Source organism: Sphingomonas sp. (assembly GCF_041661885.1).
Lineage (GTDB): Bacteria > Pseudomonadota > Alphaproteobacteria > Sphingomonadales > Sphingomonadaceae > Sphingomonas.
Genome location: NZ_JBAZTL010000001.1, coordinates 91787 through 116411 on the forward strand (window position 1 = coordinate 91787; position 24625 = coordinate 116411).

Sequence of the window (24625 nt, forward strand, 5' to 3'; positions counted from 1 at the left end):
GGTGGGTAGGCCCGTTATCGGGCGTTAGCCCTCCGCCATCGGCCGACCCACCCCCGACCCCTCCCTTCCAGGGAGGGGAGGAGCAACGCTGTCCTACAAAAACCAAATAGGTTATTTCCTGCGATCAGGAGGTAGCCATGACCATAGACAGTTTGATCGACACCGTGCTGGATCGCGAGGGGGGATACGTCAACCATCCCGCCGATCGCGGCGGCGAAACGCGATTTGGGATTACCGCCGCCGTGGCGCGCGCGAACGGCTATGACGGGCCGATGCGCAGCTTTCCGGTCGAGCAGGCGCGGGCGCTGTATCGGCGGCTTTATTGGGAGGCGCCGCGCTTCGACGCCGTTGCCGATAGCGCGCCGAGTCTCGCCGCCGAACTGTTCGACAGCGGCGTCAATATGGGCCCAGCGGTCGTCGCCGCCTTCCTCCAACGCGCGCTCAACGCGCTCAATCGCGGAGCCACCGATTATCCCGACATGCCCGTGGATGGGCGGATCGGCGCGGTAACGCTCACCGCGCTCGCGGCGTTTCTCAAGCGGCGCGGGGCGGGGGGCGAGGCGGTGCTGCTCAAGGCGATCGAGGCCCTGCAGGGCGAGCGCTATGTCGCGCTGGCTGAAAGCCGCCCGGCCAATGAAGCCTTTCTCTACGGGTGACTCGCCAACCGTATCGGTTAACGCGCATGAACCCCGAAATTGGGGGGACGTAGCGTGGACTTTGTGGACTTCCGACTTTCAACAGGAGTGTGATTATGGGACTTCTCGACGGCCTGATCGGCCCCATTACCGGCATCATCGACAAGATCATCCCCGACCCCAAGGCGCGGGACGAAGCCAAGCTCAAATTGCTGACGCTGCAAGGCACGCAGGAGATGGAACAGGTCAAAACGCAGATCTCGGCGATCATGGCCGAAGCGCAAAGCGCCGATCCCTGGACCAGCCGCGCGCGACCGAGCTTTCTCTATGTCATGTACACCTTGCTGTTGTGGGCGATTCCGATGGGTTTGATCTCCGCTGCGCAACCGCAAATGGCCAGGGACATTGCCGCAGGTATGAATGCGTATTTGAATGGTATCCCCGAACCACTCTACGCGCTCTTCGGCACGGGCTATTTGGGGTACACTGCCGCCCGGTCGTGGGGGAAAGCCAAGGGCCTGGAGAAATAAGGGTTTCTTCTCCCCTCCTTGCCGGGGAGGGGAGGCGTACTGCCACCCGGTTGCCTCGCCGCTACGCTGTGCTACATCGCTCCATCACCTCGACGGAGCCTCCCCTTCATGCGCCTCACTGTGTTCGCCCTCCTGCTTTCCGCTGTCGCCACGCCGGCGCTCGCGGCACCCGTCCACGGCTATGGCAGCCTTGCGCTGTCGGCAAAGGGCGACACGATCGCGACGGTTGAAAGCGATGCGTTGGGCAAGGGCAAAATTACGCTGCGCAGCGCCAAGACCGGCAAGGTCCAGCGCAGCTTCGATCCGTGCGTCAGCGCCTGTGGCCTGTCGGGGCTCACCTTTGCGCCGGATGGCAGCCTTGCCTGGCTCGCGCGGGATCGCAAGGCGGGCACGGTCACGCTGGCGCTCGATCATGAAGGCAAGACGCGGACGGTGGCGACGATCAGCGGCATCGCGCAAACCCCACGCTTCTCGCCCGATGGCAAACAGATCGCGCTATTGGTGACGATTGGCGCGGCCAAGGAAGCGGGCGCGGCGCAAGCGGGCGTGCGTCAAGTCGGTGAGATTGGCGAGAAGAGCGACGAACAGCGGCTCGCGGTGTTTGACCTGGCGGGCGCGCCGGTTGCGGCGGACGCCGTTAAGCCGGTGTCCCCGGCCGATCGTTACATTTACGAATATGATTGGACGCCCGACAGCAAGGGCTTCGTGGTCACTTCAGCGCTGGGCAATGGCGACAACAATTGGTGGGTGGCAACACTCGATGCCGTCGATGCGCAGACCGGCACCGTACGCACGATTGCCAAGCCGACGACGCAGCTCAACTTTCCGCGCGTCTCGCCCGACGGCAAGACGGTCGCCTATATTGGCGGCTTGATGAGCGATTTCGGCTCGGTTGGCGGTGATGTGTGGACGGTGCCGTTCGCCGGTGGCGAGCCGCAGAATCTGATGCCGCACAGCACGCTGACGGTTACGTCGCTGGTGTGGAAGGGGCGGTTTATCCGCGGCACCGCGCTCAGCGGCGATCGGATGGGTCTGTTTAGCTTGACCGGGGAGCGCACGGACGGCCTCGGCTGGAGCCGCGCCGCCAGCCTTGGTGCAGGCGATGCCAAGGCTGCGTTCAGCGCGGATGGGCTGAACGTTGCCACGATCGCGCAGGACTTCACCCACGCCCCGGCCATCTTTGCTGGACCGGTGGCAGCGCCGGTTCAGATTACCCATGATAATGACACCATCCCGGCGGCGATGGCCGCACGCAGCATCACCTGGAAGAATGATGGCTTCACCGTGCAGGGCTGGCTGTTGTCGCCGCTGAACGCCGATCCGGCGAAGAAGGCGCCGATGATTACCATCGTCCACGGTGGGCCATCGGCGGCAAACGTGCCGAGCTTTGGCGGTGGCTATAGTGATCTGCTGGCGGCGGGTTACTATATTTTCCTGCCCAATCCGCGCGGCAGCTATGGCCAGGGCGAGGCGTTCACCGCCGCCAACAAGCGCGATTTTGGGGGCGGTGACTTGCGCGATATCCTGACCGGGATCGACGCGGTGGAAAAGGTCGCGCCGGTTGACGATGCGCGACTGGGGCTGACCGGCGGCAGCTATGGCGGGTTCATGTCGATGTGGGCCAACACCCAGACCAATCGCTTCAAGGCGATTGTCGCGGGCGCGGGGCTCAGCAATTGGGTCAGCTATTATGGCACCAACGGCATCGACCAGTGGATGCTGCCGTTCTTCGGCAAGACGCTGTATGAGGACCGCAAGGCCTATGAGGATGTCTCGGCGGTCAATTTCATCAAGCAGGCGCACACCCCGACCTTCATCTATGTCGGCGAACGCGACATCGAGGTGCCGCCCACGCAGTCGGTCGAATATTGGCATGGCCTGCACGACATGGGCGTGCCGACCAGCCTGGTGATCTACCCCGAAGAGGGCCACGGCATCCGCAATCCCGTCAACGGAGCGGATCTGCGGCGGCGCACGCTGGCGTGGTTCGACACGTATCTGGCGGAGAAGAAGTAAGCGCGACGCCCTCCCGCCGGGAGGGCGTTACCGCAGCGGCTTGCCCGAATCCTTCCAGCGGTCGAGGATTTGCGAGTCGCCCATTGTCGCCTCGGTGACCGGCCTGGACGGGGCGATCGGCGTACCGCTTTGCGCATAGGCCGCCTGAACGGTGGCGGGTGGGGTAACCGGCTTTGCCGTTGGTAGCGGCAGCGCTGCGACAATCGCGGGCACGGGTGCCGCCGGGTGCAGGAGCGGTCCCGGCACCGGTTCACCTCCGGCATAGCTTTGGCGGAAGGCGGCGGGGGTGCCCCACCAGCCTTGCCAGCGGTGGAAGAAATGCGCGCCGATCGCCGCCGTCATCACCAGACTGCGGTTCCACGCCGGGGTGACGGCGTAAGTGTGGTAATGCGTCGCCATCCCGACTTGCGGCATGACATGCCCGTTCAGCGCCGCAGCGGCGACCTTCAGGGCGCGCAGCCACGCCGCGCTGCCGGGCGTGCCGCGTTGCAGGGCACCGTCACACGCGAAGCTGAACTGGCATCCGGCATGGTCGGAACCCTGGAACACCACGCCGCACACCGTCGCCGGGAAGGCGGGATGGCGCACGCGGTTGAGGATTACTTGCGCGACCGCTTGCTGCCCGGCGTCGGGTTCGGTCGCGGCTTCATAATAGATGGCGGTGGTCAGGCATTGCAGCGCCCGCCCGCGGTCGACCGCACTGGCACGGGCGAGCGAGAAGGGGGCCGCGGCGTGGATCGACGCATCGGGAATTTGCGGCGTTGCATCGGGGGGTAAAGGCAGATCGGGCAGCGCAATCGTGCCCGTAGCCCCCCGCGCCGGTCCGGGCGCTTCGTCGGCGGTGTAGAAATAGGCGGCGCCAGGGAAATGATCCTCGGCCTCGTACCCGGTCGGCGGCGCTGCGCTGTGCGCCGCCTTGGCGCGCTGATCGACGATCGCGCGCAAGGCGGCGTGCGCCGACACCCCTGCCAGCAGCACCGCACATAACCCTGCCATGCCGAGCTTGCTCAGCCGTCGAGTCTGTACCCAGGCAAGGATCGTCCACACGCGCACGCGCCGCGCATACCCGATCTTGCGGCTTCGGGATGCCGCCGATTTTGCGGCGTCCCGCGGCGAAACACTTGTTGGTTAATGCAAGGATTTCGCCGCTCGGGCCTTATTTCAACGAAGCGCTGTCGAGCTTGAGCGCGTCCGCCGGGATGACCTCGGCATCGGGATAAGTCTTGCGGAGTTCGGCCAGGAACAGCTTGGCATCGCCCACCACGACGACGCTGGCCACGGTCGGGTCGAGCAGCTTTGCCGCTGCCGCCTGCACCGCCGCCGGATCGACCGCCGAGACGCTTCGGGTATATTGTCCCAACTCGCTCAGTGGCACGCCCTGCACGATATAGCCGCCGATCGTCCCGGCAATCCCGCCGGTCGTCTCGGTCGCGCGACCGAAATTGCCGACGAGCACCGCCTTGCGCGTTTCAAGTTCGGCGGCGGTCACCGGCTCGGCACCAAGCCGCTTCATTTCGGCGAGGATGATCGACACCGTTTCCGGCGCGCTGGGGTTCTTGGTCGATGTGCGCGCGGTAATCGCGCCGGGGTTGCGCCCGACTTGCAAGCTGCTGCCCGCACCATAAGCCAGCCCGCGCTTGATGCGGATTTCCTGGTTGAGCCGCGACGAGAAACCACCACCCAGGATCGTGTTGGCAACCGCCGCCGGGTAATATGCCGCGTCGCTGCGCGCGATGCCGGGGCGTGCGACCACAACACCCGCCTGGCCCGAACCCGGCATGTCGACGACGATGGCGCGCGGTTTGGGATAAGCGGCGATTGGCGTGGCCGCCTTGGCCTGCGTGACGGGAGCGGTCCAGTTGGCGAAGTTGGTTTCCGCCAGGGTCTTCGCCTGCGCCGGGGTCACATCGCCGACCAGCACCAGCGTGCTTTGTCCCGGCGCCCATGCTTGGGCATAAGCGCGATGAATATCGGCCTGGGTAATTGCCTTGAGCGAGCTTGGCGTGCCCGATAGCGGGTGGCCATAAGCGGTATCGCCAAGCGCGGCGCGCGCGGCGACGAGCCCGGCAAGCTGGCTCGGATTCTTGATCTCGACCTGAACGCCGTCGATTGTCTGTGCCCGCGCCCGCTCGATTTCCTCGGACGCGAACACCGGGTTGCGCGCAACATCGGCCAGGATGGCGAGCGCGGGTGCGGCTTGATCGGACTTTACGGTCACGTTGACGCTCGATCCGTCGAAGCTCGCACCGCTCGAAATCGACCCGCCGAGCGATTCGATTTGCCGGGCGATTTCGGTGGCCGAGCGCGTCTTGGTGCCCTTGGTCATCAAGTCGGCGGTGAGGCTGCCCAATCCGGCGCGATCGACCGGGTCCAGCGCGCCGCCGCCCTGCGCGATCAGCAAGGCGCTCAGCAGGGGCAGATCATGCTTTTCGACCACCACCACGCGCAGCCCGTTGGCGAGCTTGAACTCTTGCGGGGCAGGCGCGTTCGCCGCGATGGCGGGGCCGGCCGGGGGCGGGGCGATCCGCTCGGCGGCGGTTGCAGGCGTCACCACCTCGACCGTGCCGGGTATGACCAGCGGCTTGACCACGACGGTGCTGGCGACTTCGATCCGGTCGTTCTGCGGCGCTTTGGCTGCCGGGTCCTCGGGCAGATACTGGATCGTCGCCGAGCGTTCGTCGCGCAGATATTTGGTGGCGACGCGCTGAATGTCGGCGGCGGTCACCCGACTGATCGCGGCGAGTTGCCGGTCCGCCGCGCGCGGGTCGCGATCGATGATGACCGAGGAAGCGATCGTGCGCCCCTTGCCCTCGGCGGTCTCGCGCGATTCAAGCGCGGCGGTCAGGATCTCGTTCTTCGCCTCGGCCAGCTCAGCCGCGCTGACCGGCGTGTCGCGCAAGCGGGCGACTTCACGGCGCAGGGCGGTTTCGCCATCGCTTGCCTGCTTGCCCCCGGCGAGGATCGCGAACACCGCGAGATTGCCCGGCCCCTGCTTGGAATCGAGCACGCTCTCGGCGCTCTGTGCGAGTTGATCGCGATAGACCAAAGTCTCGTACAGCCGTGAGCTTTCGCCCTGCGAAAGGACCGCGTTGAGCACGGTCAGCGCGGCGTTATCCGGGTCGCTGTCGGCGGGGATCGGATAGCTTATCATCACCGCGGGCAGCGGGGTATTGGCCTCACGCACCACATAATGCGTCGCCGCGGTGCGCTCGGGCTCGGCCACGGTTACGCGTGGGATCGGCGTGGTTGGGCGCTTGATCCCGGCGAAATATTGGTCGACCCAGGCATCGAGCTGCTGTGAATCGAAATTGCCCGAAACCACCAGCACGGCATTGTCGGGCCGGTAATAGGTCGCGTGGAAGGCGCGCACGTCATCGATCTGCGCGCTCTGGAGGTTGTCGAGGCTGCCGATCGTGCCGCGCGCATAAGGGTGGCGGGTGTATGAAATCGCCGGGAAATAGAGCGAGAACAGCTTTCCATAGGGCCGCGCATTGGTGTTCTGGCGCAGCTCCTCCTTCACCACGTCGCGTTCGGAGGCGAAGCTCTTCGGCTCGACGACGAGCGCGGCCATCCGGTCGGCCTCGGCGAACAGCAGGCGCTGCAGGTGGTTGGCCGGGATCGTCTCGTGATATTCGGTATAATCGTCATTGGTCGAGGCATTGTTGTTGCCGCCGACATCCTCGGTCAGCCGGTCCATTTGCTCGGACACCAGGTTGCGCGTCGCCTTGAACATGAGATGTTCGAACATGTGCGCAAAGCCCGAGCGGCCAGCGGGATCATCCTTCGAGCCGACATCGTACCATACCTGCACCGAGACATTGGGCGTCGAGGTGTCGCGGATCGCATAGACGCGCAGACCGTTGGCAAGCGTGCGTTCGGTAAAGGCGATCGGCTTGATCGCGGAGGCCGATGTGGCGGGAGCCGTCTGTGCAATGGCAGGCAGCGGCAACAGGGCAACACCCAGCAAAAGGGCGGCACGATACAAGCGCATGGGGAAACTCCGGATGGAAGGAGAGGCGTATGCGCTCTTGTGTCGCGGGGACCGGCACCGTGTCAATCGTATGGGACACTTGCCGCGTGCCTCCCCTCCCAGCAAGGGAGCGGAGGCAAAGGGGCAGAAAGGCGCGCTACTTTTTCTTGGGCCGGTTCACGTAGAGCAGCACCGCCGCCAGCGCAGCCGATCCGATCCCGATTGCGATTGGCGTCAGCGGCCAATTGCCGCCGGTGTCACCCTTGGCTTCGGCTGCGTCGCGCACGCGCTTATGGTCGCGGGCGGCGGCTTCGATTTCGTTGATTTCGCTCATTGGTCCCTCTCACCTCGGCTGCGATACTCTTGCCGAAACGCATCGGCGAAGGGTTTGAGCCGTCCTTCGGCGATCACGCGGCGCAAATCAGCCATCAGCGATTGATAGAACCAAAGGTTGTGCTCTGTCATCAACATCGCGCCGAGCATTTCGCCCGACCGGACCAGATGATGCAGATAGGCGCGGCTCCAGGTCGCGCACACCGGGCAAGCGCAGGTCGGGTCGAGCGGGCCGGTGTCTTCGGCGAACTTCGCGTTGCGGATGTTGATCGGGCCACCGCGCGTGAAGGCTTGCCCGGTACGCCCCGAGCGTGTCGGCAGCACGCAATCGAACATGTCGATCCCGCGTTCGACCGCGCCGACAATGTCGTCGGGCTTGCCCACGCCCATCAGGTAACGAGGCTTGTCGGCGGGCAGTTGATCGGGCGCGAAATCGAGGCAGCCGAACATCGCCTCTTGGCCCTCGCCAACCGCGAGACCGCCGACGGCATAGCCATCGAAGCCGATGTCGATCAACGCCGCCGCGCTGTCGCCACGCAACGTCTGGTCGAGCGCGCCTTGCTGGATGCCGAAGATCGCGGCGTTTTCGGCATGGGCACCGCCGCTGTCAAAGGCATCGCGGCTGCGCTTGGCCCAGCGCATCGACCGCGCCATCGCGGCGGATTGCACCTCGGGTGGCGAAGTGGTCGGCACCAGTTCGTCAAACGCCATCACGATGTCCGAGCCGAGCAAACGCTGGATCTCGATCGAGCGTTCGGGGCTGAGCGTGTGGCGCGTGCCGTCGAGATGCGACTTGAACGTCACGCCATTTTCGTCGCGCTTGGTCAGGTCGCTGAGGCTCATCACCTGATAGCCACCGCTATCGGTCAGGATTGGGCGGTCCCAGCCCATGAAGCCGTGCAGTCCGCCAAGCCGCGCCACGCGCTCGGCCCCCGGGCGCAGCATCAAATGATAGGTGTTGCCAAGAATGATGTCGGCACCAGCCGCGCGCACGTCGGCGGGCTTCACGCCCTTGACGGTAGCGGCGGTGCCGACCGGCATGAAAGCGGGCGTGCGGATAACCCCGCGCCGCATCGCGATTTCGCCGGTGCGGGCTTTGCCGTCAGTGGCGTGGAGGGTGAAGGCGAAGCGGGGTCGGTCGGTCATATCGTGCTCGCCCTTCCTGGAAGAGCATTGGGTAAACAGCGCCTCGCGCTGTTTAGGTCATGCCGGGGGCATGACCGATCCAACGCTGGGCTGGGGGTGGGTCGGTTCGTTGTCGAACGCAGCACCCGCCTCATACCAACCCACCCCCAACCCCTCCCTTGTCAGGGAGGGGAGAAGGGTTTTCAGCGCTTGAACAGCGTTTCGGCGGTGGGTTCGGCGGGCTTGGGTGTTTCGCCATGCTCGGCGGCTTCGGCGTCGCGCGAAAGCTGGTCGCGTTGCGCGCGCAGTTCGGTAATCAGCGCCTCGCGGTCGCCTTCCAGCCGGGTATCGACCGGGGCTTCGAGACCCGCCGCCTTCGCCGCCTTGGACACTGCGGCGTCAAGCTCACGCTGCGTCGTCAGGCCGAGTGTCACCGGGTCCTTCGGCGTGATGTTGGCGATGTTCCAGTGGCTGCGGTCACGGATCGCGGCGATGGTCGTGCGCGTCGTGCCGATCAGATTGCTGATCGCGCCGTCGCTGATTTCGGGATGATTGCGAATTACCCAGGCGATACCATCGGGCTTGTCCGAGCGCTTCGATACCGGCGTGTAGCGCGGGCCCTTGGTGCGGCGGACCTGCTCGGGCCCTTTCAGGATCTGCAGCCGATAATCGGGGTTGGCCTGGCCCTTGTCGATTTCGACCTGGGTCAGTTCGTGCGCGCGGATCGGGTCGCGACCGGTCAGCTTGGTCGCGGCGGTGTCATCGGCGATCGCTTGAATTTCCAGGATGTGCAGACCGCAAAATTCGGCGATCTGCTCAAAGCTGAGCGATGTATTATCAACGAGCCAGGACGCGGTCGCGTGCGGCATGAGCGGCTGGGCCACGGGAAACTCCTTAAAAACGGAAAGGGCCGCCCCTTTCGGAGCGGCCACTTGTGCTGGGCGACAGTGTAGAGCGGTTGTCGGGGGAGGGCAAGCGTGTCGCTGGGACAGATCAGGCCGCAATGGACTCGGGATGATCGACCGGCACCAGCGCGCCGAGAAATTGCCGGGCGCTGGCCTCCCAGGTGAAGGTTTGGCCGTAAGCGGCGCAGGCGGCGCGATCGCGCGTTAGCGCCGCCTCGATGGCGCGATCGAGATTTTCGTCCATCGCGCCGACCTGTGCGTTCAACACATCGACCGGCCCCGTCACCGGGAAGGCGGCAACGGGCGTGCCGCAGGCCAGCGCCTCGATCATCACCAGCCCGAACGTGTCGGTGCGGCTGGGGAAGACGAACACGTCGGCGGCGGCATAAGCGGCGGCAAGATCGTCCCCGAACAGCGATCCCAGGAAATGGGTATCGGGGAAGCGCGCGGTCAGCGCGGCGCGTGCCGGTCCGTCGCCCACCACCACCTTGGTGCCGGGATAAGACGAGGTAAGGAACGCCTCGATATTCTTCTCGATCGCAACGCGCCCGACATAAAGTTGGATCGGGCCTTTGCCTTCATCCTTCAGCGCCTGAATCGCCGGATGCGGCGCGAGACGCGGGCTGAAGGTCGAAAGATCGACGCCGCGGCCCCAATGGCGGATCTTGGTGAGATCGTGCGATTTCAACGTCGCCGCGATCGATGGCGTCGAAGCGAGGATCGATTGGGCCGGCCAATGGAACCAGCGGATATAGCGCCATACCCATTCCGGGTTCACGCCGGTGCGTGCCGAGACGTAATCGGGGAATTGTGTGTGATAGGCGGTGGTGAAGGGAAAGCCGCGCGTCAGGCACCAGCGCCGCGCCGCCAGGCAAACCGGCCCCTCGGTGGCGAGATGGATGGCGTTGGGCGCGAAATCGGCGAGCATTTTGCCGACCGTTCCCGTGCTGGCGAAAGCGAGGCGTATCTCAGGATAGGTCGGGCAGGGCAGCGAATAGAACAGGTCGGGCGAGACGATCAGCACTTCATGCCCCTGACGCTCAAGCTCTGCGCGCACCGCCTGCAGCGTGCGCACGACTCCATTCACCTGCGGGCTCCACGCGTCAGTGGCGATCGCGATGCGCACGCCGGTCAGGCCGCCATCATCTCGATCTTCGCCGTCGGGCGCGCTTTCGCTCGCGCGGCGATCTCGTCGGCCCAGTGGAGCAACTCCATCCGTCCGTCGAAATGTTCGACCAGGGCGGTGCAACCCTCGACCCAGTCGCCATCGTTATAATATTCCACCCCGCCGATATCGCGGAATTCGGCGGTATGAATGTGGCCGCACACCACGCCATCAACGCCGCGCGAACCGGCGGCCTGCGCGACGATCTCTTCGAAATTGGAGATGAACTGCACCGCGTTCTTCACCTTGGCCTTGGCGTGCTTTGACAGCGACCAATACGGCAAGTTGAAGAAGCGGCGGTACGCATTCACCCAGCGGTTGAGAGCCATCATGAATTCATACGCTACATCGCCGACATGCGCCAGCCAGCGATGCGCCAGCGTGATCGCATCAAATTCGTCGCCGTGGAGCACCAGCAGACGGCGGCCATCGGCGGTTTCGTGGATCGCCTTGCGCCGGATCGCGACGCCACCGAAATCGAGCCCGGTGAACTGACGCATCACCTCATCATGGTTGCCGGGGATGTAGATTACCTCGGTGCCGCGCTTGGCGCGCTTGAGCAGGCGCCACACCACGTCGTTATGCGCGGCGGGCCAGTAGAAGCGCTTCTTCAGCCGCCAGCCATCGATAATGTCGCCGACGAGATACATCCGCTCGCTGTCAACATGGTCGAGAAAGTCGATCAGCATGTCGGCGTTGCAGCCGCGCGTGCCGAGGTGGATGTCTGAAATCCAGATCGTGCGGTAGCGGCGGCGTTCGCTCGTCGCGCGCTCGGGGATGGTCGGGTGCGAGTTGGCGAAGTCCGCGAAATCGGCGATCGTGCCGCCCGAAAGGCCGTTCATGGCAATCTTGGTGACAGCGTCCATAGCGTTGAAACCTTCGCGAAACCTTTGGCTGATCTCCAGCTATGGCGACGGAATGTTACAATCGGAATCGTGGACCTTCACGCAACTGTCACATGGGCAAGTGTCCGGGTTGGTCGGCGACGCGGGCGAGCCAAGCGGTGACCGCAGGATAGCGGCTGAGCTGGAACCCGCCATCCTCCGCGACATGGGTATAGGCATAAAGCGCAATGTCGGCGACGGTGAAGCGCCCGGCGGCCAGGAACGGAGTCTGCACCAGATGCGCGTCCATCAGCGCCAGCGCGGCTTCTCCCGCCGCCTGCTTGCCAGGGATGAGTGTGCGCTGAAAGTCGGTAAGCCGGTCTTCCCCAACGAAAGCGCGCCAGAAGCGCAAGGTCGCGATGTTAGGCTCGTGATTATACTGTTCCCAGAACATCCAATGCAGCATGTCGGCACGGTCGAACCGCTCGTGCGGGATCAGCGGCGATCCATCGGCGAGGTACAGGCACGCGGCGCCGCTCTCGGGCAAATAGTCATCGCCAATCTGCAACACCGGGATGCGACCGTTGGGATTGACGCTTTCGAGAAACGCAGGCGAGCGCGTTTCGCCGTTCTGGATATCATAGCTACGCCGTTCGAGCGCGATGCCGACATGCGCGGCAGTCAGGCGAATCTTGTAGCAGTTTCCGGAAACGGGGTCTTCGTGGAGGATCAGATTGGCCATTGTTCGCGCGCGCCTTGGATCGTCTGAGACGGATCTGTAGGCGGTTCGATCACGTGGGACCAGTTTTGCTTTTAATCCCGTGCGGCGGGAGTCGGATGGGTTTCCGCCATCACCTCGGCGATCAAGTCCTTGCGGCTGAGTTTGCCGATCATCGTCTTGGGCATGGTCAACCGGATTACGACCGCATCCACCCGCTCATGACGGCCGAGTTGCGGATTAAGCCAGTCGCGCAGAGCCTCCCCCGTCACGTCGGCGCCGTCGTTCAACGTAACATAGGCGCGGGGCTGTTCCCCGCGATAGGGATCGGGGATACCGATCACCATCGCCTCCTTCACCGCCGGATGGTGATGCAAGATCCCCTCGATTTGGCTCGGGAAGACCTTGAAACCCGACACGGCGATCATGTCTTTCAACCGATCGACGATCCGCACGAAACCGTCGGCATCGATCGCGCCGACATCGCCGGTGCGCAGCCAACGCCCGCTGGCGGTCGTCAGGAATACGTCGGCATCGGCGTCGGGCCGGTTCCAATAGCCCTGCATGATCTGCGGCCCCATCGCGACGATCTCGCCCGGCTCGCCCTCCGGTGGGTCCTGCGTCGGATCAGCCTTGTCGACCAGGCGCAACCATGTTCCCGGAATCGGTTGGCCGATCGTTCCGGTTTTGCCTTCGTCCTCATAGGGGTTGGCCGACAGCACGCCCGAACTTTCCGACAGGCCATAGCCTTCGACGACGGTCGCGCCGGTCACCTTTTCGAATTTTGCCTTCAGTTCGGCGGCAAGCGGCGCACCGCCTGAAATACAGATGCGCAGCGAGGAAAAATCGGTTGTCGCGATCTTGGGATGATCGAGCAGTGCCTGGTACATCGTCGGTACGCCGGGCAGGGCGGTTGCCTTTGTGCGGCCGATGGCGGCGAGTACGGCCCCCGCCTCGAAGCGCGGCAGCATGACGATACAGCCACCGTTGAGCACGGTGCGGTTGAGCACGCAGGTGTTGGCGAAGACGTGGAACAGCGGCAACACGCCAAGGATTCGGTCGGGCGGGCCGGGATGGGGATCGATCGCCATCACTTGCCGGGCATTGGCCGACAGATTCTGGTGGGTGAGCGCCGCGCCCTTGGGCACGCCCGTCGTGCCGCCGGTATATTGGATCAGCGCCACGTCCCGTTCGGGGTCGATGGTGGCGAGGCGGTGCCTGCCGTCATTGGCAATGAGGTGCGAAAAGGCGATGACGCGCGGGTCGTGCGGACGCGGTGTCACCTCCGCGCGTTTGAACAAGCGATAGAAAATGGATTTCGCACTCGGCAACGCACCCGCGATCGACCCGACGATGAGGCGTTCCAGCCCGCTTCCGTCGAGCACCTTCAACGCCGTTGGCAATAACGCGCTGGCCGAGAGCGTGAACAGCACACGCGTTCCTGAATCGGCGACCTGATGTTCCAGTTCCGCGACCGTATAGAGCGGTGAAAAATTGACGACGGTCGCGCCGAGTTTGAGGATGCCGTAATAGGCAGCGAGATAATGCGGCACGTTGGGCAGGAACAGGCCGATACGGTCGCCTGGCCCATAGCCGAGCGCTTGCAGGCCCGCGGCCACGCGGTTTGCCCCGTCCAGCGTCTCGGCATAGCTGAAATGGCGCCCGAGAAAATCGATCAGCGGAGCCTTGCCCGCCGCAGCAGCGGCGCGGTCGAACAGGTCGACCATCGAGAGCGGCGGAAACGCGCTCTCCCAAGGGTTTGGATGACGATAGGATTGGCGCCAGATGGCTTCAGGAGAGCTCATTGACAAGCGTGTAAGCAGGCTTTTCGTCGCCCGCAAGCATCAGGAAAGGTGGGTGCCCGTCCAGGTTACCAACACCGACACGGCCACCAGGCCAAGGTCGAGTGCCGCCCTGATCTGGTGCGGCGCGCGATCCGTAGCGTCATGCGTCAGGATTTTGATGTCGGCGGTCGGATGACGGGCAAGTGCGATCACCGCCAAACCTGCAAGGATTCCAATCGTGATGCGACGATTGCGCAAGGCAGGCTCCTTCTTGCGCGCATCTTATCGTTAATACCGAGTCGTCGCAAGGTCGCGGGTGATTCGGATGATTCGGGTCAGGCGGCGCAGCGGTCGGGCAATTGGCGACCGCGCACGCGGTCGCGGCCCGCGGACTTGGCTTCGAACAGGGCGCGGTCGGCACAGGCATAAAGCGCCTTCCAGTCGACTTCGCGCAAGAGCGGCCCGGTGCAAGTGCCGATGCTCGCAGTCACGGTGACATCATAGGGCATTCGCCCCGCGCGCAGCTTGGCAAGGATGTCGCGGGGCTCGATCGAGGATTCCACCGATGCCACGACGGCAAATTCCTCGCCGCCGATCCGCGCCACGGCCGCTCCGGGTGGAAGCGAATCCTGCAACGTTTTTGCAAAGACGCGCAACACTTCATCGCCACCATCATGGCCGATGGTTTCGTTCACGCGCTTGAAATGGTCGAGATCGGCGATCAGCAACGTCTGCTCGCCGCTCCGCCCGATTACGTCGTTGAGAAAGGCGCGGCGATTGAGCAGGCCGGTCAGCGGGTCGGTGTCGGCAAGCAGGCGCGCAGCGATTTCGCCCTCCCGCGCGGCATCGCGTTCGCGGTTCAACATCCGGATGCGGTAGGCAACCGCGATGCTCGACAGCAATGCTTCGATCGTCATCGAGGCAATTGTCGAATTGTCGAGCCAGAAACTCCAGCCAATCAGGCTCAGCGAACTGGCCACGCGCAAACAGGCCAGTGCAATCGGCGCGCCCCAGGCGAGCCAGAACATCCACAGATAATCGCTCCGGACTCGCCAGGCGCGCCACAGGAGCGGTGCCGCCAGCGTCATTTGCGCCATAAAGGCAAAGGCGAAAACACGGTCCAGCACCCAAGGCGCGGCGGGCGCGAAGAGCGCGAAGGCGAGGGTCGCCACGATCATGCCGCCGGAGGTGATCCGGGCCAGATGTCCAAGGCGCCCGGCAAACACGCGTGGCTCGAAAAAGGCGCGGGCAAAGGCAAAAGCCGCAACCGCAGCGATGCCCAACGCCAGGTAATTTATCCGGATTCGGTCATTATTGGCAATGTCGGGCCACGCCCAGGCAAGCGCGCCCGACGAGGACAAGGCATACAGCAACATGGCCGAAACCATTGCGCAATAGGCGATGAGGAAACGGTGGCGCATCACCACCCACAACGCCAGATTGTACGTCAGCATCGCAATGCAGAGCCCGGCGAATGCCGCATAGAGCGCGGCCAGCCGCAAGTTGGCGCTGATACTTTGATCGGGCGTTTCGATCCGTGCATCGCGCAGGATTCCGCGTAAATTGCCGGCATCTTCAACGTGCCAGAGCACCCGGACCAGCGGCGCAGCGCGCGCAGCGAGAGGAAATTCGATGATCGCGCCGAGCTGCATGTGGCGCGAGGCTCCGTGCTGATCGAGCGTCGCCGATACAATTTTGCCATCGCCATACAGGGCGTAAAACGTAACGCGGTTTTGCCACAGGCTTGCGACGCGGAGGGCAACGGGGCCGGTGCGCCTGATTGGCGGGGAAATGGCCCAGAAGTCTCCTCGCTTGAAGGCACCTTGCGACGAATGGCAGTCGAACGCGGCACGATCCTGTAAAAGTTGGTGCACCGTCATGTCCGGCTGCGCGCGGACGATACAGACAGGCAGAGCCTTGCTCACCCCCGCCGCATCTGCCGCAGGCGCGAACAGTGCTAAAATCGAAAACAGAACGCTGGACAAAATCACACGGTACATGGTGGGGGCGTACCCTGCTTAACCCAAAGATAGAGTAAAGAGCACCTTTGTCATGCTGCGAAGCGCCGGCTCCCAGGGGGAGCCGTTGCCGGGGAGGGGGCGCGTCGATTTTGACACGATACCGCGAGCGCAGGGGCCGTATCGGTCGATAAGGCGGTTAAGGTCGCTATCAAACACCAGCGTGGTCTATATCAGAATAAATACGGTTGACGCCCGATGTTATTGGATCGGTCCGCAGGAAGCCTGTGCTCCGATAATTGTTTTGTGTTGACCCGATAATTTATGTACACCATCATGGTCGATGAGATTCGGTACATTGATCTTGATTTTATCCGTTCTTGGCGGATGTGTCGCAGTGCCGCATAATAAACGGTACGGCGATCACCTGTATTTCGGCTTTGTACGTGTAAAATATACTTCTGATAACAATTTCATTGCGACAGAAGATGTTAAGGCATTGGGCCTTGGTTTCGATGGAGCGTTGTTTTTCGGCTGGCGTGACAGTCACTATGTCTTTGCTCGGCCGGATGAGTGTCGCGTAATCATTGTTGTCCGCGATCATGCCGACCTTGCGAGCGTCGAAAGGATCGCCAAATCGACGGAGGGGGCATGTATTACCGGTTCTCAGGCATCGCAGGCCTCGCGCTGATCCTGGCGGGATGCGCGACACCGCAGCACACGAATTTGCTGATTTTCGGCACAAACACCCAGGTCGGGCTGAAAGTCGGTGCCGACGCGACGCAATCCCCGAGCATCCAGGTCGGCTATAATCGGCAAGAGCTGGTATTGATGCCGCTGCTCGCCAATACCCACCGGGTGAATGGCGGAGCGGCGGACGGAACACTCTATCCGTGCGCGGTGGAAACGGCGGTCGACAAGGGCGAGACGCTGCCGACGAATTGCAAGTTCGTCGGAAATGACGGCCCCAACAAGCAGGATGTGCCGTCCGTTATGGCCAGCTTCGGTGCCAAGTTCGACGCGAGCAAGGAGGGCACCGACGCCAAGGCAGGTGGGGCCATAGCGCAATATTTCGCAACCGGGCTCGCCGCGCGCGAATTGGCGCGGAGCGGCGGTGCTGCCGCAGTCGCAACCGGGGAGGCCGCCGCGACGGCGAGTTCATCGGCGCCGCTCGCGGACCGGGTCAGCTATGCAGGATCGGTGGCCAAGGCACTTTCGGATGCGGCATCGGTCACGGATGCGACCCTCGCCGGCGATCTGACGAAACTCGATACGGCAAGCAATTCCAGCGGTCGCTTCGGAATCGCCTGTGCGGGTTTGACCAAAGCCGCCTGCGTTACCGAGATCGAAGCCTTTAAGCATCCCGCTTTGGTGACGATGCCTGCCCGTGTCTGGCCGGTGGCGGCTGCCTATAAATTCCAATAACTGGGGGATGCCCGATGGTTGCCAATGTAACGCCACCAATTGGCTATGTGACAATCTACAATGACAAGGCCGTGGCTTTGGCCGCGAGAGATCGATTGCGTAGCAACGGCACGTACGCGGATGTCTATGGCGGAGCGTCAAAGGTGCTCGTTGCTGAAGATTACAGCACCTCCGGCGGGCACGATTTCATCGCTTCGGATCCCGGGAACGCCGCCGTTTTTATTCTTGTCGCAGCAATGATGCACTTGCAGCCGTAATTGGCGCGCGCTGAGAGACCGTCAACCTGAGAAAATCGGCGAGTCCGCAGTGTGCGGACTCGCCCGATAGGTTTACTTGGCGGGGGTGGCGTCCTTTTCGGCCTTCGAAGCGGCACCCTTCTTCTTCGGCTTCTTCGGCGGCGCCGCAGTGATTTCGAACGACAGCGCGCCGTCCTTCATCTTCACCGTTACCTCGCCACCGTGGACCAGCTTGCCGAACAGCAATTCCTCGGCAAGCGGCTGCTTGATCTTCTCCTGGATCAGGCGGCCCATCGGGCGCGCACCGTAGAGCTTGTCATAGCCCTTGGCGGTGAGCCACGTCTTCGCCTCATCGTCGAGGTTGATGTGGACGTTGCGGTCGGCCAGTTGCAGTTCGAGCTGGAGGATGAACTTGTCCACCACCCGCGCCACGACTTCGGTCGGCAGGTAGCCGAACGGCACGATCGCATCCAAGCGGTTGCGGAATTCGGGCGTGAACATTTTCTGCACCGCCTGCTCGTCCTCGCCCTCGCGGGTGAGGTTGCCGAAGCCGAGCGTTTCGCGCGCCATGTCGCTGGCACCCGCATTGGTCGTCATGATGAGGATGACGTTGCGGAAATCGACCGTCTTGCCGTGCTGGTCGGTCAGCCGCCCATTGTCCATCACCTGCAACAGGATGTTGAACAGGTCGGGATGGGCCTTCTCGATTTCGTCGAGCAGCAGCACCGAATGCGGTTGCTGGTCGATCGCGTCGGTCAGCAGACCACCCTGGTCGAACCCGACATAGCCCGGCGGCGCACCGATCAGCCGCGAGACCGAATGGCGTTCCATATATTCGGACATGTCGAAGCGCTGGAGCGGAATGCCCATGATATGCGCGAGCTGCTTGGCGACTTCGGTTTTACCAACGCCGGTCGGGCCGGTGAACAGATAGTTGCCGATCGGCTTTTCCGGATCGCGCAGGCCAGCCCGGCTGAGCTTGATCGCGGACGCAAGCTTTTCGATCGCGGCATTCTGCCCGAACACCACGCGCTTGAGATCGGTTTCGAGCGATTCGAGCGCCTTGGTGTCGTCGGTCGAGACGGATTTTGGCGGAATGCGCGCCATCGTCGCGATCACGGCTTCGATCTCGCGGCTGGTGATGGTTTTCTTGCGCTTGGCAAAGGGCACGAGCATCTGCATCGCGCCGACCTCGTCGATCACGTCGATCGCCTTATCGGGCAGCTTGCGGTCGTTAATATAACGCGCGCTCAGCTCCACCGCCGACTTGATCGCGTCGGGGGTGTATTTGACTTTGTGATGCTCCTCGAAGGCCGAGCGCAGCCCGGTCAGGATCTTGACCGTATCCTCGATCGTCGGCTCGTTCACGTCGATCTTCTGGAAGCGCCGCAGCAGCGCACGGTCCTTCTCGAAATGGTTGCGGAACTCCTTGTAGGTGGTCGAGCCGATACAGCGGATCGTTCCGCCCGACAGCGCGGGCTTGAGCAAATTGGACGCGTCCATCGCGCCGCCGCTGGTCGCGCCTGCGCCGATTACGGTGTGGATTTCGTCGATGAACAGGATCGCATCGGGCAATTTCTCGAGTTCGTTGACGACCGCCTTCAGCCGTTCCTCGAAATCGCCGCGATAGCGCGTGCCGGCCAGCAAAGCGCCCATATCGAGCGAATAGATGACCGCGGGCAACAGCACCTCGGGCACTTCGCCCTCGACGATCTTGCGCGCCAGGCCCTCGGCGATGGCGGTCTTGCCGACGCCGGGATCGCCGACATAAAGCGGGTTGTTCTTGGAACGACGGCACAGGATCTGCACCGTGCGATCGACCTCGGGCCCGCGTCCGATCAGCGGATCGACCTTGCCCTTCTTGGCCTTTTCGTTGAGATCGACGCAGAATTGCTTGAGCGCGCTTTCGCTCTTGCCCTTCTCACCCTGCTTTTGCGGCTTTTCCTCGTCGACGCCCTTGGGCGTGCTGGCTTCCGGAGCAGGCGTGCCCTTGCCGACACCGTGGCTGATGAAGCTGACCGCATCGAGGCGGCTCATGTCCTGCTGCTGCAGGAAATAGACGGCGTAGCTCTCGCGCTCGCTGAACAGCGCGACAAGCACGTTCGCCCCGGTCACTTCGTCGCGGCCCGAGGACTGGACATGGAGGATCGCGCGCTGGACGACACGCTGGAAGCCGCTGGTGGGCGAAGGGTCGGTCGCGGCGTCGACCTTGAGCGCCTCAAGCTCGGTATCGAGATAATGCTTCACCGTGGCGGTCAACTCGGCGGTGTCCACGCCGCAGGACTGCATCACCTTGGAGGCATGTTCGTCATCGATCAGCGCGAGCAGCAAGTGCTCGAGCGTGGCATATTCGTGCCGACGCGACGACGCAGCCTCTAGGGCCTTGTGCAGCGTGGTTTCCAGCGCGGAGGCGAAGGATGGCATTTGTCTTTACTCCATGCGGGCCACGAAAGACGGGCGGCCCTTTCCTGCTATGTCGGAAGGCAGGACGCCCGCATCAAGCACTTGAAACACGTCGCGGCATTTCCTCGGCGCCGCGACGAAACCCCTCATGACTTGAATAGGTCGTTCGCGCTTGCCCGATGGTTAACGGCGTTTTGTATTTTTGCTCGGGTGCGCGCCACTTCCGCCTCCAGCGCGACGATGCGCGCTTCCAGTTCCTTGACCGACAGCGGGTCAAGGTCCTGTACGATCAGCGCGGCGAGCGGATCGCCCGCGCGTTTCGGGAGAATCTCGTCGAGGTCCATAAGCAGGATCGTTGACCCGGCGGCGCGCCATGTCAATAAGGCGCGCAAAGCAAAACAGGGCGCACGACCGATGGACGGTATTCCGACAACGATGCGAGCGATCGACCCGGACGTGCCGGGCGGGCCCGAGGTGCTGCGCGTGGTGCAGCGCCCGGTGCCGACACCGCGTGCCGATGAAGTGTTGATCCGCGTCGTCGCGGCGGGGGTGAACCGGCCCGATGTGTTGCAGCGCAAGGGTGCCTATCCACCGCCGCCCGGCGCACCCTCGATCCTTGGGCTCGAGGTGTCCGGCACGATCGTCGCACAGGGAGCCGATGTCGCGATCGATATGACAGGCCAACCGGTGTGCGCATTGCTGGCGGGTGGCGGCTATGCCGAATATGTCGCGGTGGCGGCGGGGCAGGTGCTGCCGGTGCCCAACGCGCTGTCGATGGTCGAGGCGGCGGCCTTGCCCGAAACGCTGTTCACCGTGTGGACCAATCTGTTCGAGCGCGCTTATGCGACCGAGGGCGACACCGTGCTGGTGCATGGCGGCACCAGCGGCATCGGCACGATGGCGATCGCGTTGGGGGCGATTTTCGGGCTGGAGGTGATCGTTACCGCTGGCTCCGACGACAAATGCGCGGCGGCGGTCGCGCTGGGTGCCGCCCATGCGATCAATTACAAGACCGAAGACTTTGTCGAACGCGTCGCCGAGATTACCGGCGGCAAGGGGTGCGCGGCGGTGCTCGATATGGTGGGCGGCGATTATGTGGCGCGCAACCTCAAGTGCCTGGCCGACGATGGCCGCCATGTCTCGATCGCGGTGCAGGGCGGGTTGATGGCGACGATCCCGATCTTCGACATCATGCGGAAGCGGTTGACGCTTACCGGATCGACGCTGCGTCCGCGCGATGCGGCGTTCAAGGGGCTGGTCGCCGACGAACTGCACGACATGGTGTGGCCGCATGTCGCGGCGGGGCGGTTGAAGCCTGTCCTGGATCGCACCTTTACCCTGGAAGACGCCCCCGCCGCCCATGCGCGGATGGAGGCAGGCGACCATGTCGGGAAGATCGTGCTGACGCTGGATTGATCCGGGGGGGGGGGGCACTCAGGCGCTCACCCCACCACCGTCTTCAAATTCATGAACTCATGTAACCCATAGGGGCCAAGCTCGCGTCCGTGGCCCGAGCGCTTGATCCCACCGAAGGGCGCATCGGGCCTGGACGCGAGCATCGCGTTGACCGCGATCATCCCCGCCTCGATATCGCGTTCGAAGCGCGCGCGCTCGGCGGGATCGTTGGTCCAGACCGAGGCACCAAGGCCGAATGGCACGGCATTGGCGAGGGCAATGGCGGCATCGAGGTCATCGGCCTTGAACAGCATCGCCACCGGCCCGAACACTTCCTCCTGCGCGACGGGGTGATCGACCGGCACATCGACAAGGATGCCCGCCGACAGATAGGCTCCCTTGCCGGGCAAGGGTTCGCCGCCAAACAGCAATTTGGCACCCGCCTCGCGAAACATCTGCAGTTGGTCCAGCACGGTCTGGAGCTGCGCCTCGCTCGACAAGGGCCCCATGTCGGTTGCCGCGTCCATCGGGTCGCCCGCGACCACCGCCTGCATTCCGGCGGAAAATTTCTCGAGGAAAACGTCATAGACCTGGGCATGGACGATCATGCGCTTGGCGCAGATGCACGACTGGCCGGTATTTTGAATGCGCGCGGTGACCGCAGTTTTGGCGGCAAGATCGAGGTTGGCCGAGGGCATGACGATGAACGGGTCCGATCCGCCCAGTTCGAGTACGACCTTTTTCAGCGCACGGCCCGCCGCCTCGGCGACGTGCATACCCGCGCCCTCGCTGCCGGTGAGCGTGACCGCGACGATGCGGTCGTCGGCGATGAGCGCGGCGACCTTGTCGGATTTGATCGGCAAATTCTGGAACAGACCAGCGGGCGCGCCGGCGGCGATCACCATGTCCTCGATCGCCGCCGCCACGCCCTGCACGTTGGAAGCGTGTTTCAACAGGCCGACATTGCCCGCCATGATCGTCGGGGCGAGGAAGCGCACCACCTGCCAATAAGGGAAATTCCACGGCATAATCGCCAGCACCGGCCCCATTGGGTGCCAGGTCGCGGTCGCCCCCTGGAACTGGCGCGGTTCCAGCATCGACGGGCCTTCCTGCGCATAATGGCGGAAACCCGCCGCGCATTTCTCGACTTCGGCGATGGCGGATTTCAGCGTCTTGCCCATTTCGCGCGTGGCAATCTCGGCAAGGCGGTGCGCGTTGGCATCGAACTGTTCGGCGATTCGCTCGAGCAGGGCGGCGCGCGTGGCATAATCCGTGACGCGCCACGCGCGAAACGCACTGCTTGCCCGCGCCAGCCGGGTTTCGATCTCGTCGCTGGTCAACTCCCGGAAGGATTGGCCGGGGATGCCGGTTGCCGGATCGATGCTGGTGAACATGCGGGAACTTCCTTATTGCGAATTGCACGACAAACGCATCGCGGCCCTAGCGTATCCTTGACCCCAAACACTCGCCTGCCGCATAGCTGACAAATGGATATAGCGATTGAAGAGCTGTCGTTCGAAGCGGCGTTAAAGGAATTGGAGGGGATCGTGGCAAGGCTCGAGAGCGGCGACGCGCCGCTCGACCAGGCGATTGCGCTGTACGAGCGCGGCGACAAATTGCGTCGTCGGTGCGATGATCGGCTCAATGCCGCGCAGGCGCGGATCGAAGCGATCCGCGCCGATAGCGAGGGGCGCGCCATCGGCACGCAGCCCTTTGCCGCGGGTTGAGGGCATGACCGCTACCCCCCTGTCGCTCGCTGCGGCCTTGTCGGACGTCGGTGCCGATATCGACCGGCGGCTGGACCAGTTTCTGGCGATTCCGGAAGATCCGCGCGCCAATCTGTATCGGGCGATGCGTCACGCCGCGATTGGCGGGGGCAAGCGGCTGCGCCCGCTGCTGGTGTTCGCGACCGGACGGCTGTTCAATCTCGACCGCGATGCGGTTGGCCGGTCGGGCGCGGCGATCGAGTGTATCCACGTCTATTCGCTGATCCATGACGATTTACCCGCGATGGACGACGATGACATGCGGCGCGGCAAGCCGACCGTCCACCGCGCCTTCGACGAAGCGACCGCAATCCTGGCAGGCGATTCGCTGCACGCGCTGGCCTTCGAAATTCTGGCCGATCCAAACACGCATCCCGATCCGTTCGTGCGCAGCGAACTCGTGCTTGATCTGGCGCGTGCGGCGGGCCCGGCGGGCATGGCGGGTGGTCAGGCGATGGATTTGGAGGCCGAGAAATCGACCTTCGATTTGCCGACGGTCACGCGATTGCAAGCGCTGAAGACCGGCGCGCTGATCGCCTGTTCGGTCGAAGCGGGCGCGATCCTCGCCAAGGTGCCGCCCGAGGGGCGCACGGGTTTGCGCGGCTATGCTCGTGACGTGGGGCTTGCTTTCCAGATTGCCGACGACATCCTCGATGTCGAGGGCGACGAGGCTGCAGTCGGCAAGAAGCTCGGCAAGGATGAGGGGGCGGGCAAGGAAACCTTCCTGTCGTTGCTTGGCCTTGACCGTGCCCGCGAACAGGCGCGGATGCTGGTCGATCAGGCGATCGAGCATCTCCACGCCTTTGGCCCTGAGGCCGATTTGCTGCGCGACATCGCGCGCTTCACGCTCGAGCGCGACCGGTGACGATTCGCACCGGGGTCTATCCCGGCAGCTTTGATCCGTTGACGCTCGGGCATATGGACATCATCCGGCGCGGGGCGAAGCTGGTCGATCGGTTGGTCATCGGGGTTACCACCAACCCGTCCAAATCCCCGATGTTCACAATCGCGGAGCGTATGGCGATGGTCCAGCGCGAAATCGAAGGCGTGGCGGGGGAAATCCATGTCGTCAGCTTCGATTCGCTACTGATGGATTTTGCCGAGCGCGAGGGGGCGAAGGTGATTGTGCGCGGGCTGCGTGCCGTTGCCGACTTCGAATATGAATATCAGATGGCGGGGATGAACCAGCAAATCAATCCGCGCGTCGAGACAGTGTTCCTGATGGCGGACGTTTCGTTGCAGCCGATTGCCAGCCGCCTGGTCAAGGAAATCGCGCTTTACGGCGGGCCGATCGACCGTTTTGTCACTCCCGCCGTTGCGCTGGACGTGGCGGCGCGGGTCGACAAGATTGGCCGCAAGGGCACGCGGCCCTAATATGGTCGCTTTCGCGCGCCACGTTCAGATTGGCGCAAGCGGCGACTTGGTCTAAGCGCGGGT

At 63.7% G+C, this 24625-nt stretch carries 24 protein-coding genes; 10 read left to right on the forward strand and 14 right to left on the reverse strand.

The genetic code is table 11. From position 1 onward, the window contains the following. Positions 1-137: 137 nt before the first annotated feature. The 3 genes from WC704_RS00465 (at position 138) to WC704_RS00475 (ending at position 3181) form a co-directional block, all read left to right on the forward strand. A complete protein-coding gene (locus tag WC704_RS00465; protein ID WP_372888038.1) occupies positions 138-656 on the forward strand; it encodes a glycoside hydrolase family 108 protein in 519 nt (172 codons plus the stop codon). 95 nt (positions 657-751) lie between these two features. Further along, the gene (locus WC704_RS00470; protein ID WP_372888039.1) at positions 752-1165 is read left to right on the forward strand and encodes a holin family protein; all 414 of its coding nucleotides are present in this window, start codon (positions 752-754) and stop codon (positions 1163-1165) included. Between the two features lie 108 nt (positions 1166-1273). Beyond that, positions 1274-3181 carry a prolyl oligopeptidase family serine peptidase gene (locus tag WC704_RS00475; protein ID WP_372888040.1) on the forward strand — a complete coding sequence of 636 codons (1908 nt, stop codon included), beginning with the start codon at positions 1274-1276 and terminating at the stop codon, positions 3179-3181. A gap of 27 nt (positions 3182-3208) precedes the next feature. Here the strand turns inward: WC704_RS00475 and WC704_RS00480 are convergent, their stop codons facing one another. From WC704_RS00480 to WC704_RS00530, 11 genes are all read right to left on the reverse strand, one after another. Continuing rightward, positions 3209-4234: a cell wall hydrolase gene (locus tag WC704_RS00480; protein ID WP_372888041.1), complete on the reverse strand. Its 1026-nt coding sequence runs from the start codon at positions 4232-4234 to the stop codon at positions 3209-3211. A 103-nt stretch (positions 4235-4337) separates the two neighbouring features. Further along, on the reverse strand, positions 4338-7172 hold the full coding sequence (locus tag WC704_RS00485) for a M16 family metallopeptidase (protein WP_372888042.1): 2835 nt from the start codon (positions 7170-7172) through the stop codon (positions 4338-4340). A 136-nt stretch (positions 7173-7308) separates the two neighbouring features. After that, positions 7309-7485 carry a hypothetical protein gene (locus tag WC704_RS00490; RefSeq protein WP_372888043.1) on the reverse strand — a complete coding sequence of 59 codons (177 nt, stop codon included), beginning with the start codon at positions 7483-7485 and terminating at the stop codon, positions 7309-7311. Further along, on the reverse strand, positions 7482-8630 hold the full coding sequence (gene tgt, locus WC704_RS00495) for a tRNA guanosine(34) transglycosylase Tgt (protein WP_372888044.1): 1149 nt from the start codon (positions 8628-8630) through the stop codon (positions 7482-7484). Before tgt ends, WC704_RS00490 begins: the two co-directional genes overlap by 4 nt. Before the next feature lie 182 nt (positions 8631-8812). Beyond that, the gene (locus tag WC704_RS00500) at positions 8813-9493 is read right to left on the reverse strand and encodes a cell cycle transcriptional regulator TrcR (RefSeq protein WP_372888045.1); all 681 of its coding nucleotides are present in this window, start codon (positions 9491-9493) and stop codon (positions 8813-8815) included. Between the two features lie 109 nt (positions 9494-9602). Then, entirely contained in the window at positions 9603-10640 is a 1038-nt protein-coding gene (locus WC704_RS00505; RefSeq protein WP_372888046.1) for a glycosyltransferase family 4 protein, read from the reverse strand. A gap of 5 nt (positions 10641-10645) precedes the next feature. Further along, complete coding sequence (locus WC704_RS00510) at positions 10646-11545, reverse strand: UDP-2,3-diacylglucosamine diphosphatase (RefSeq protein WP_372888047.1); 900 nt, start codon at positions 11543-11545, stop codon at positions 10646-10648. Positions 11546-11633: 88 nt separating this feature from the next. Then, entirely contained in the window at positions 11634-12245 is a 612-nt protein-coding gene (locus tag WC704_RS00515) for a glutathione S-transferase family protein (RefSeq protein ID WP_372888048.1), read from the reverse strand. Positions 12246-12316: 71 nt separating this feature from the next. Then, complete coding sequence (locus WC704_RS00520) at positions 12317-14026, reverse strand: long-chain fatty acid--CoA ligase (RefSeq protein WP_372888049.1); 1710 nt, start codon at positions 14024-14026, stop codon at positions 12317-12319. Between the two features lie 39 nt (positions 14027-14065). Continuing rightward, positions 14066-14263 carry a hypothetical protein gene (locus WC704_RS00525; protein ID WP_372888050.1) on the reverse strand — a complete coding sequence of 66 codons (198 nt, stop codon included), beginning with the start codon at positions 14261-14263 and terminating at the stop codon, positions 14066-14068. A 77-nt stretch (positions 14264-14340) separates the two neighbouring features. Beyond that, entirely contained in the window at positions 14341-16005 is a 1665-nt protein-coding gene (locus tag WC704_RS00530; protein WP_372888051.1) for a diguanylate cyclase domain-containing protein, read from the reverse strand. A 316-nt stretch (positions 16006-16321) separates the two neighbouring features. Between WC704_RS00530 and WC704_RS00535 the strand changes: the two genes are divergently transcribed. From WC704_RS00535 to WC704_RS00545, 3 genes are read left to right on the forward strand one after another with little or no spacing between them, the layout of a single operon-like run. Beyond that, positions 16322-16654, forward strand: coding sequence for a hypothetical protein (locus WC704_RS00535; RefSeq protein ID WP_372888052.1), 333 nt, complete (start codon positions 16322-16324; stop codon positions 16652-16654). Continuing rightward, positions 16615-17388, forward strand: coding sequence for a hypothetical protein (locus tag WC704_RS00540; protein WP_372888053.1), 774 nt, complete (start codon positions 16615-16617; stop codon positions 17386-17388). The genes WC704_RS00535 and WC704_RS00540 overlap by 40 nt, the downstream gene beginning before the upstream one ends. Positions 17389-17402: 14 nt before the next feature. Next, positions 17403-17645, forward strand: coding sequence for a hypothetical protein (locus tag WC704_RS00545; protein WP_372888054.1), 243 nt, complete (start codon positions 17403-17405; stop codon positions 17643-17645). A 72-nt stretch (positions 17646-17717) separates the two neighbouring features. Here the strand turns inward: WC704_RS00545 and clpA are convergent, their stop codons facing one another. After that, the gene (gene clpA / locus WC704_RS00550; protein ID WP_372888055.1) at positions 17718-20048 is read right to left on the reverse strand and encodes an ATP-dependent Clp protease ATP-binding subunit ClpA; all 2331 of its coding nucleotides are present in this window, start codon (positions 20046-20048) and stop codon (positions 17718-17720) included. 125 nt (positions 20049-20173) lie between these two features. Beyond that, positions 20174-20371 (reverse strand): DUF1192 domain-containing protein, encoded by a 198-nt coding sequence (locus WC704_RS00555; RefSeq protein WP_372888056.1) that lies wholly within the window; start codon positions 20369-20371, stop codon positions 20174-20176. Between the two features lie 70 nt (positions 20372-20441). On the opposite strand from WC704_RS00555, the gene WC704_RS00560 reads away from it, so the two are divergent. Then, a complete protein-coding gene (locus WC704_RS00560; protein ID WP_372888057.1) occupies positions 20442-21443 on the forward strand; it encodes an NAD(P)H-quinone oxidoreductase in 1002 nt (333 codons plus the stop codon). A 26-nt stretch (positions 21444-21469) separates the two neighbouring features. On the opposite strand, the gene WC704_RS00565 is transcribed toward WC704_RS00560, so the two are convergent. Continuing rightward, positions 21470-22816 carry an NAD-dependent succinate-semialdehyde dehydrogenase gene (locus WC704_RS00565; RefSeq protein WP_372888058.1) on the reverse strand — a complete coding sequence of 449 codons (1347 nt, stop codon included), beginning with the start codon at positions 22814-22816 and terminating at the stop codon, positions 21470-21472. 93 nt (positions 22817-22909) lie between these two features. On the opposite strand from WC704_RS00565, the gene WC704_RS00570 reads away from it, so the two are divergent. From WC704_RS00570 to coaD, 3 genes are read left to right on the forward strand one after another with little or no spacing between them, the layout of a single operon-like run. Continuing rightward, positions 22910-23149 (forward strand): exodeoxyribonuclease VII small subunit, encoded by a 240-nt coding sequence (locus WC704_RS00570; RefSeq protein WP_372888059.1) that lies wholly within the window; start codon positions 22910-22912, stop codon positions 23147-23149. Between the two features lie 4 nt (positions 23150-23153). Then, complete coding sequence (locus tag WC704_RS00575) at positions 23154-24053, forward strand: polyprenyl synthetase family protein (RefSeq protein WP_372888060.1); 900 nt, start codon at positions 23154-23156, stop codon at positions 24051-24053. Next, positions 24050-24562: a pantetheine-phosphate adenylyltransferase gene (gene coaD / locus WC704_RS00580; protein ID WP_372888061.1), complete on the forward strand. Its 513-nt coding sequence runs from the start codon at positions 24050-24052 to the stop codon at positions 24560-24562. The genes WC704_RS00575 and coaD overlap by 4 nt, the downstream gene beginning before the upstream one ends. Positions 24563-24625: the final 63 nt, after the last annotated feature.

Bases quoted from the DNA above. Each gene is read 5' to 3' on its own strand.
- WC704_RS00545 (WP_372888054.1), top strand. From the start codon at position 17,403: ATGGTTGCCAATGTAACGCCACCAATTGGCTATGTGACAATCTACAAT.
- WC704_RS00470 (WP_372888039.1), top strand. From the start codon at position 752: ATGGGACTTCTCGACGGCCTGATCGGCCCCATTACCGGCATCATCGAC.
- WC704_RS00575 (WP_372888060.1), top strand. From the start codon at position 23,154: ATGACCGCTACCCCCCTGTCGCTCGCTGCGGCCTTGTCGGACGTCGGT.
- WC704_RS00485 (WP_372888042.1), bottom strand. From the start codon at position 7,172: ATGCGCTTGTATCGTGCCGCCCTTTTGCTGGGTGTTGCCCTGTTGCCG.
- WC704_RS00570 (WP_372888059.1), top strand. From the start codon at position 22,910: ATGGATATAGCGATTGAAGAGCTGTCGTTCGAAGCGGCGTTAAAGGAA.
- WC704_RS00555 (WP_372888056.1), bottom strand. From the start codon at position 20,371: ATGGACCTCGACGAGATTCTCCCGAAACGCGCGGGCGATCCGCTCGCC.
- WC704_RS00490 (WP_372888043.1), bottom strand. From the start codon at position 7,485: ATGAGCGAAATCAACGAAATCGAAGCCGCCGCCCGCGACCATAAGCGC.
- WC704_RS00510 (WP_372888047.1), bottom strand. From the start codon at position 11,545: ATGGACGCTGTCACCAAGATTGCCATGAACGGCCTTTCGGGCGGCACG.
- WC704_RS00520 (WP_372888049.1), bottom strand. From the start codon at position 14,026: ATGAGCTCTCCTGAAGCCATCTGGCGCCAATCCTATCGTCATCCAAAC.
- WC704_RS00515 (WP_372888048.1), bottom strand. From the start codon at position 12,245: ATGGCCAATCTGATCCTCCACGAAGACCCCGTTTCCGGAAACTGCTAC.
- tgt (WP_372888044.1), bottom strand. From the start codon at position 8,630: ATGACCGACCGACCCCGCTTCGCCTTCACCCTCCACGCCACTGACGGC.
- WC704_RS00530 (WP_372888051.1), bottom strand. From the start codon at position 16,005: ATGTACCGTGTGATTTTGTCCAGCGTTCTGTTTTCGATTTTAGCACTG.
- WC704_RS00540 (WP_372888053.1), top strand. From the start codon at position 16,615: ATGTATTACCGGTTCTCAGGCATCGCAGGCCTCGCGCTGATCCTGGCG.
- WC704_RS00560 (WP_372888057.1), top strand. From the start codon at position 20,442: ATGGACGGTATTCCGACAACGATGCGAGCGATCGACCCGGACGTGCCG.
- WC704_RS00465 (WP_372888038.1), top strand. From the start codon at position 138: ATGACCATAGACAGTTTGATCGACACCGTGCTGGATCGCGAGGGGGGA.
- WC704_RS00475 (WP_372888040.1), top strand. From the start codon at position 1,274: ATGCGCCTCACTGTGTTCGCCCTCCTGCTTTCCGCTGTCGCCACGCCG.
- WC704_RS00565 (WP_372888058.1), bottom strand. From the start codon at position 22,816: ATGTTCACCAGCATCGATCCGGCAACCGGCATCCCCGGCCAATCCTTC.
- clpA (WP_372888055.1), bottom strand. From the start codon at position 20,048: ATGCCATCCTTCGCCTCCGCGCTGGAAACCACGCTGCACAAGGCCCTA.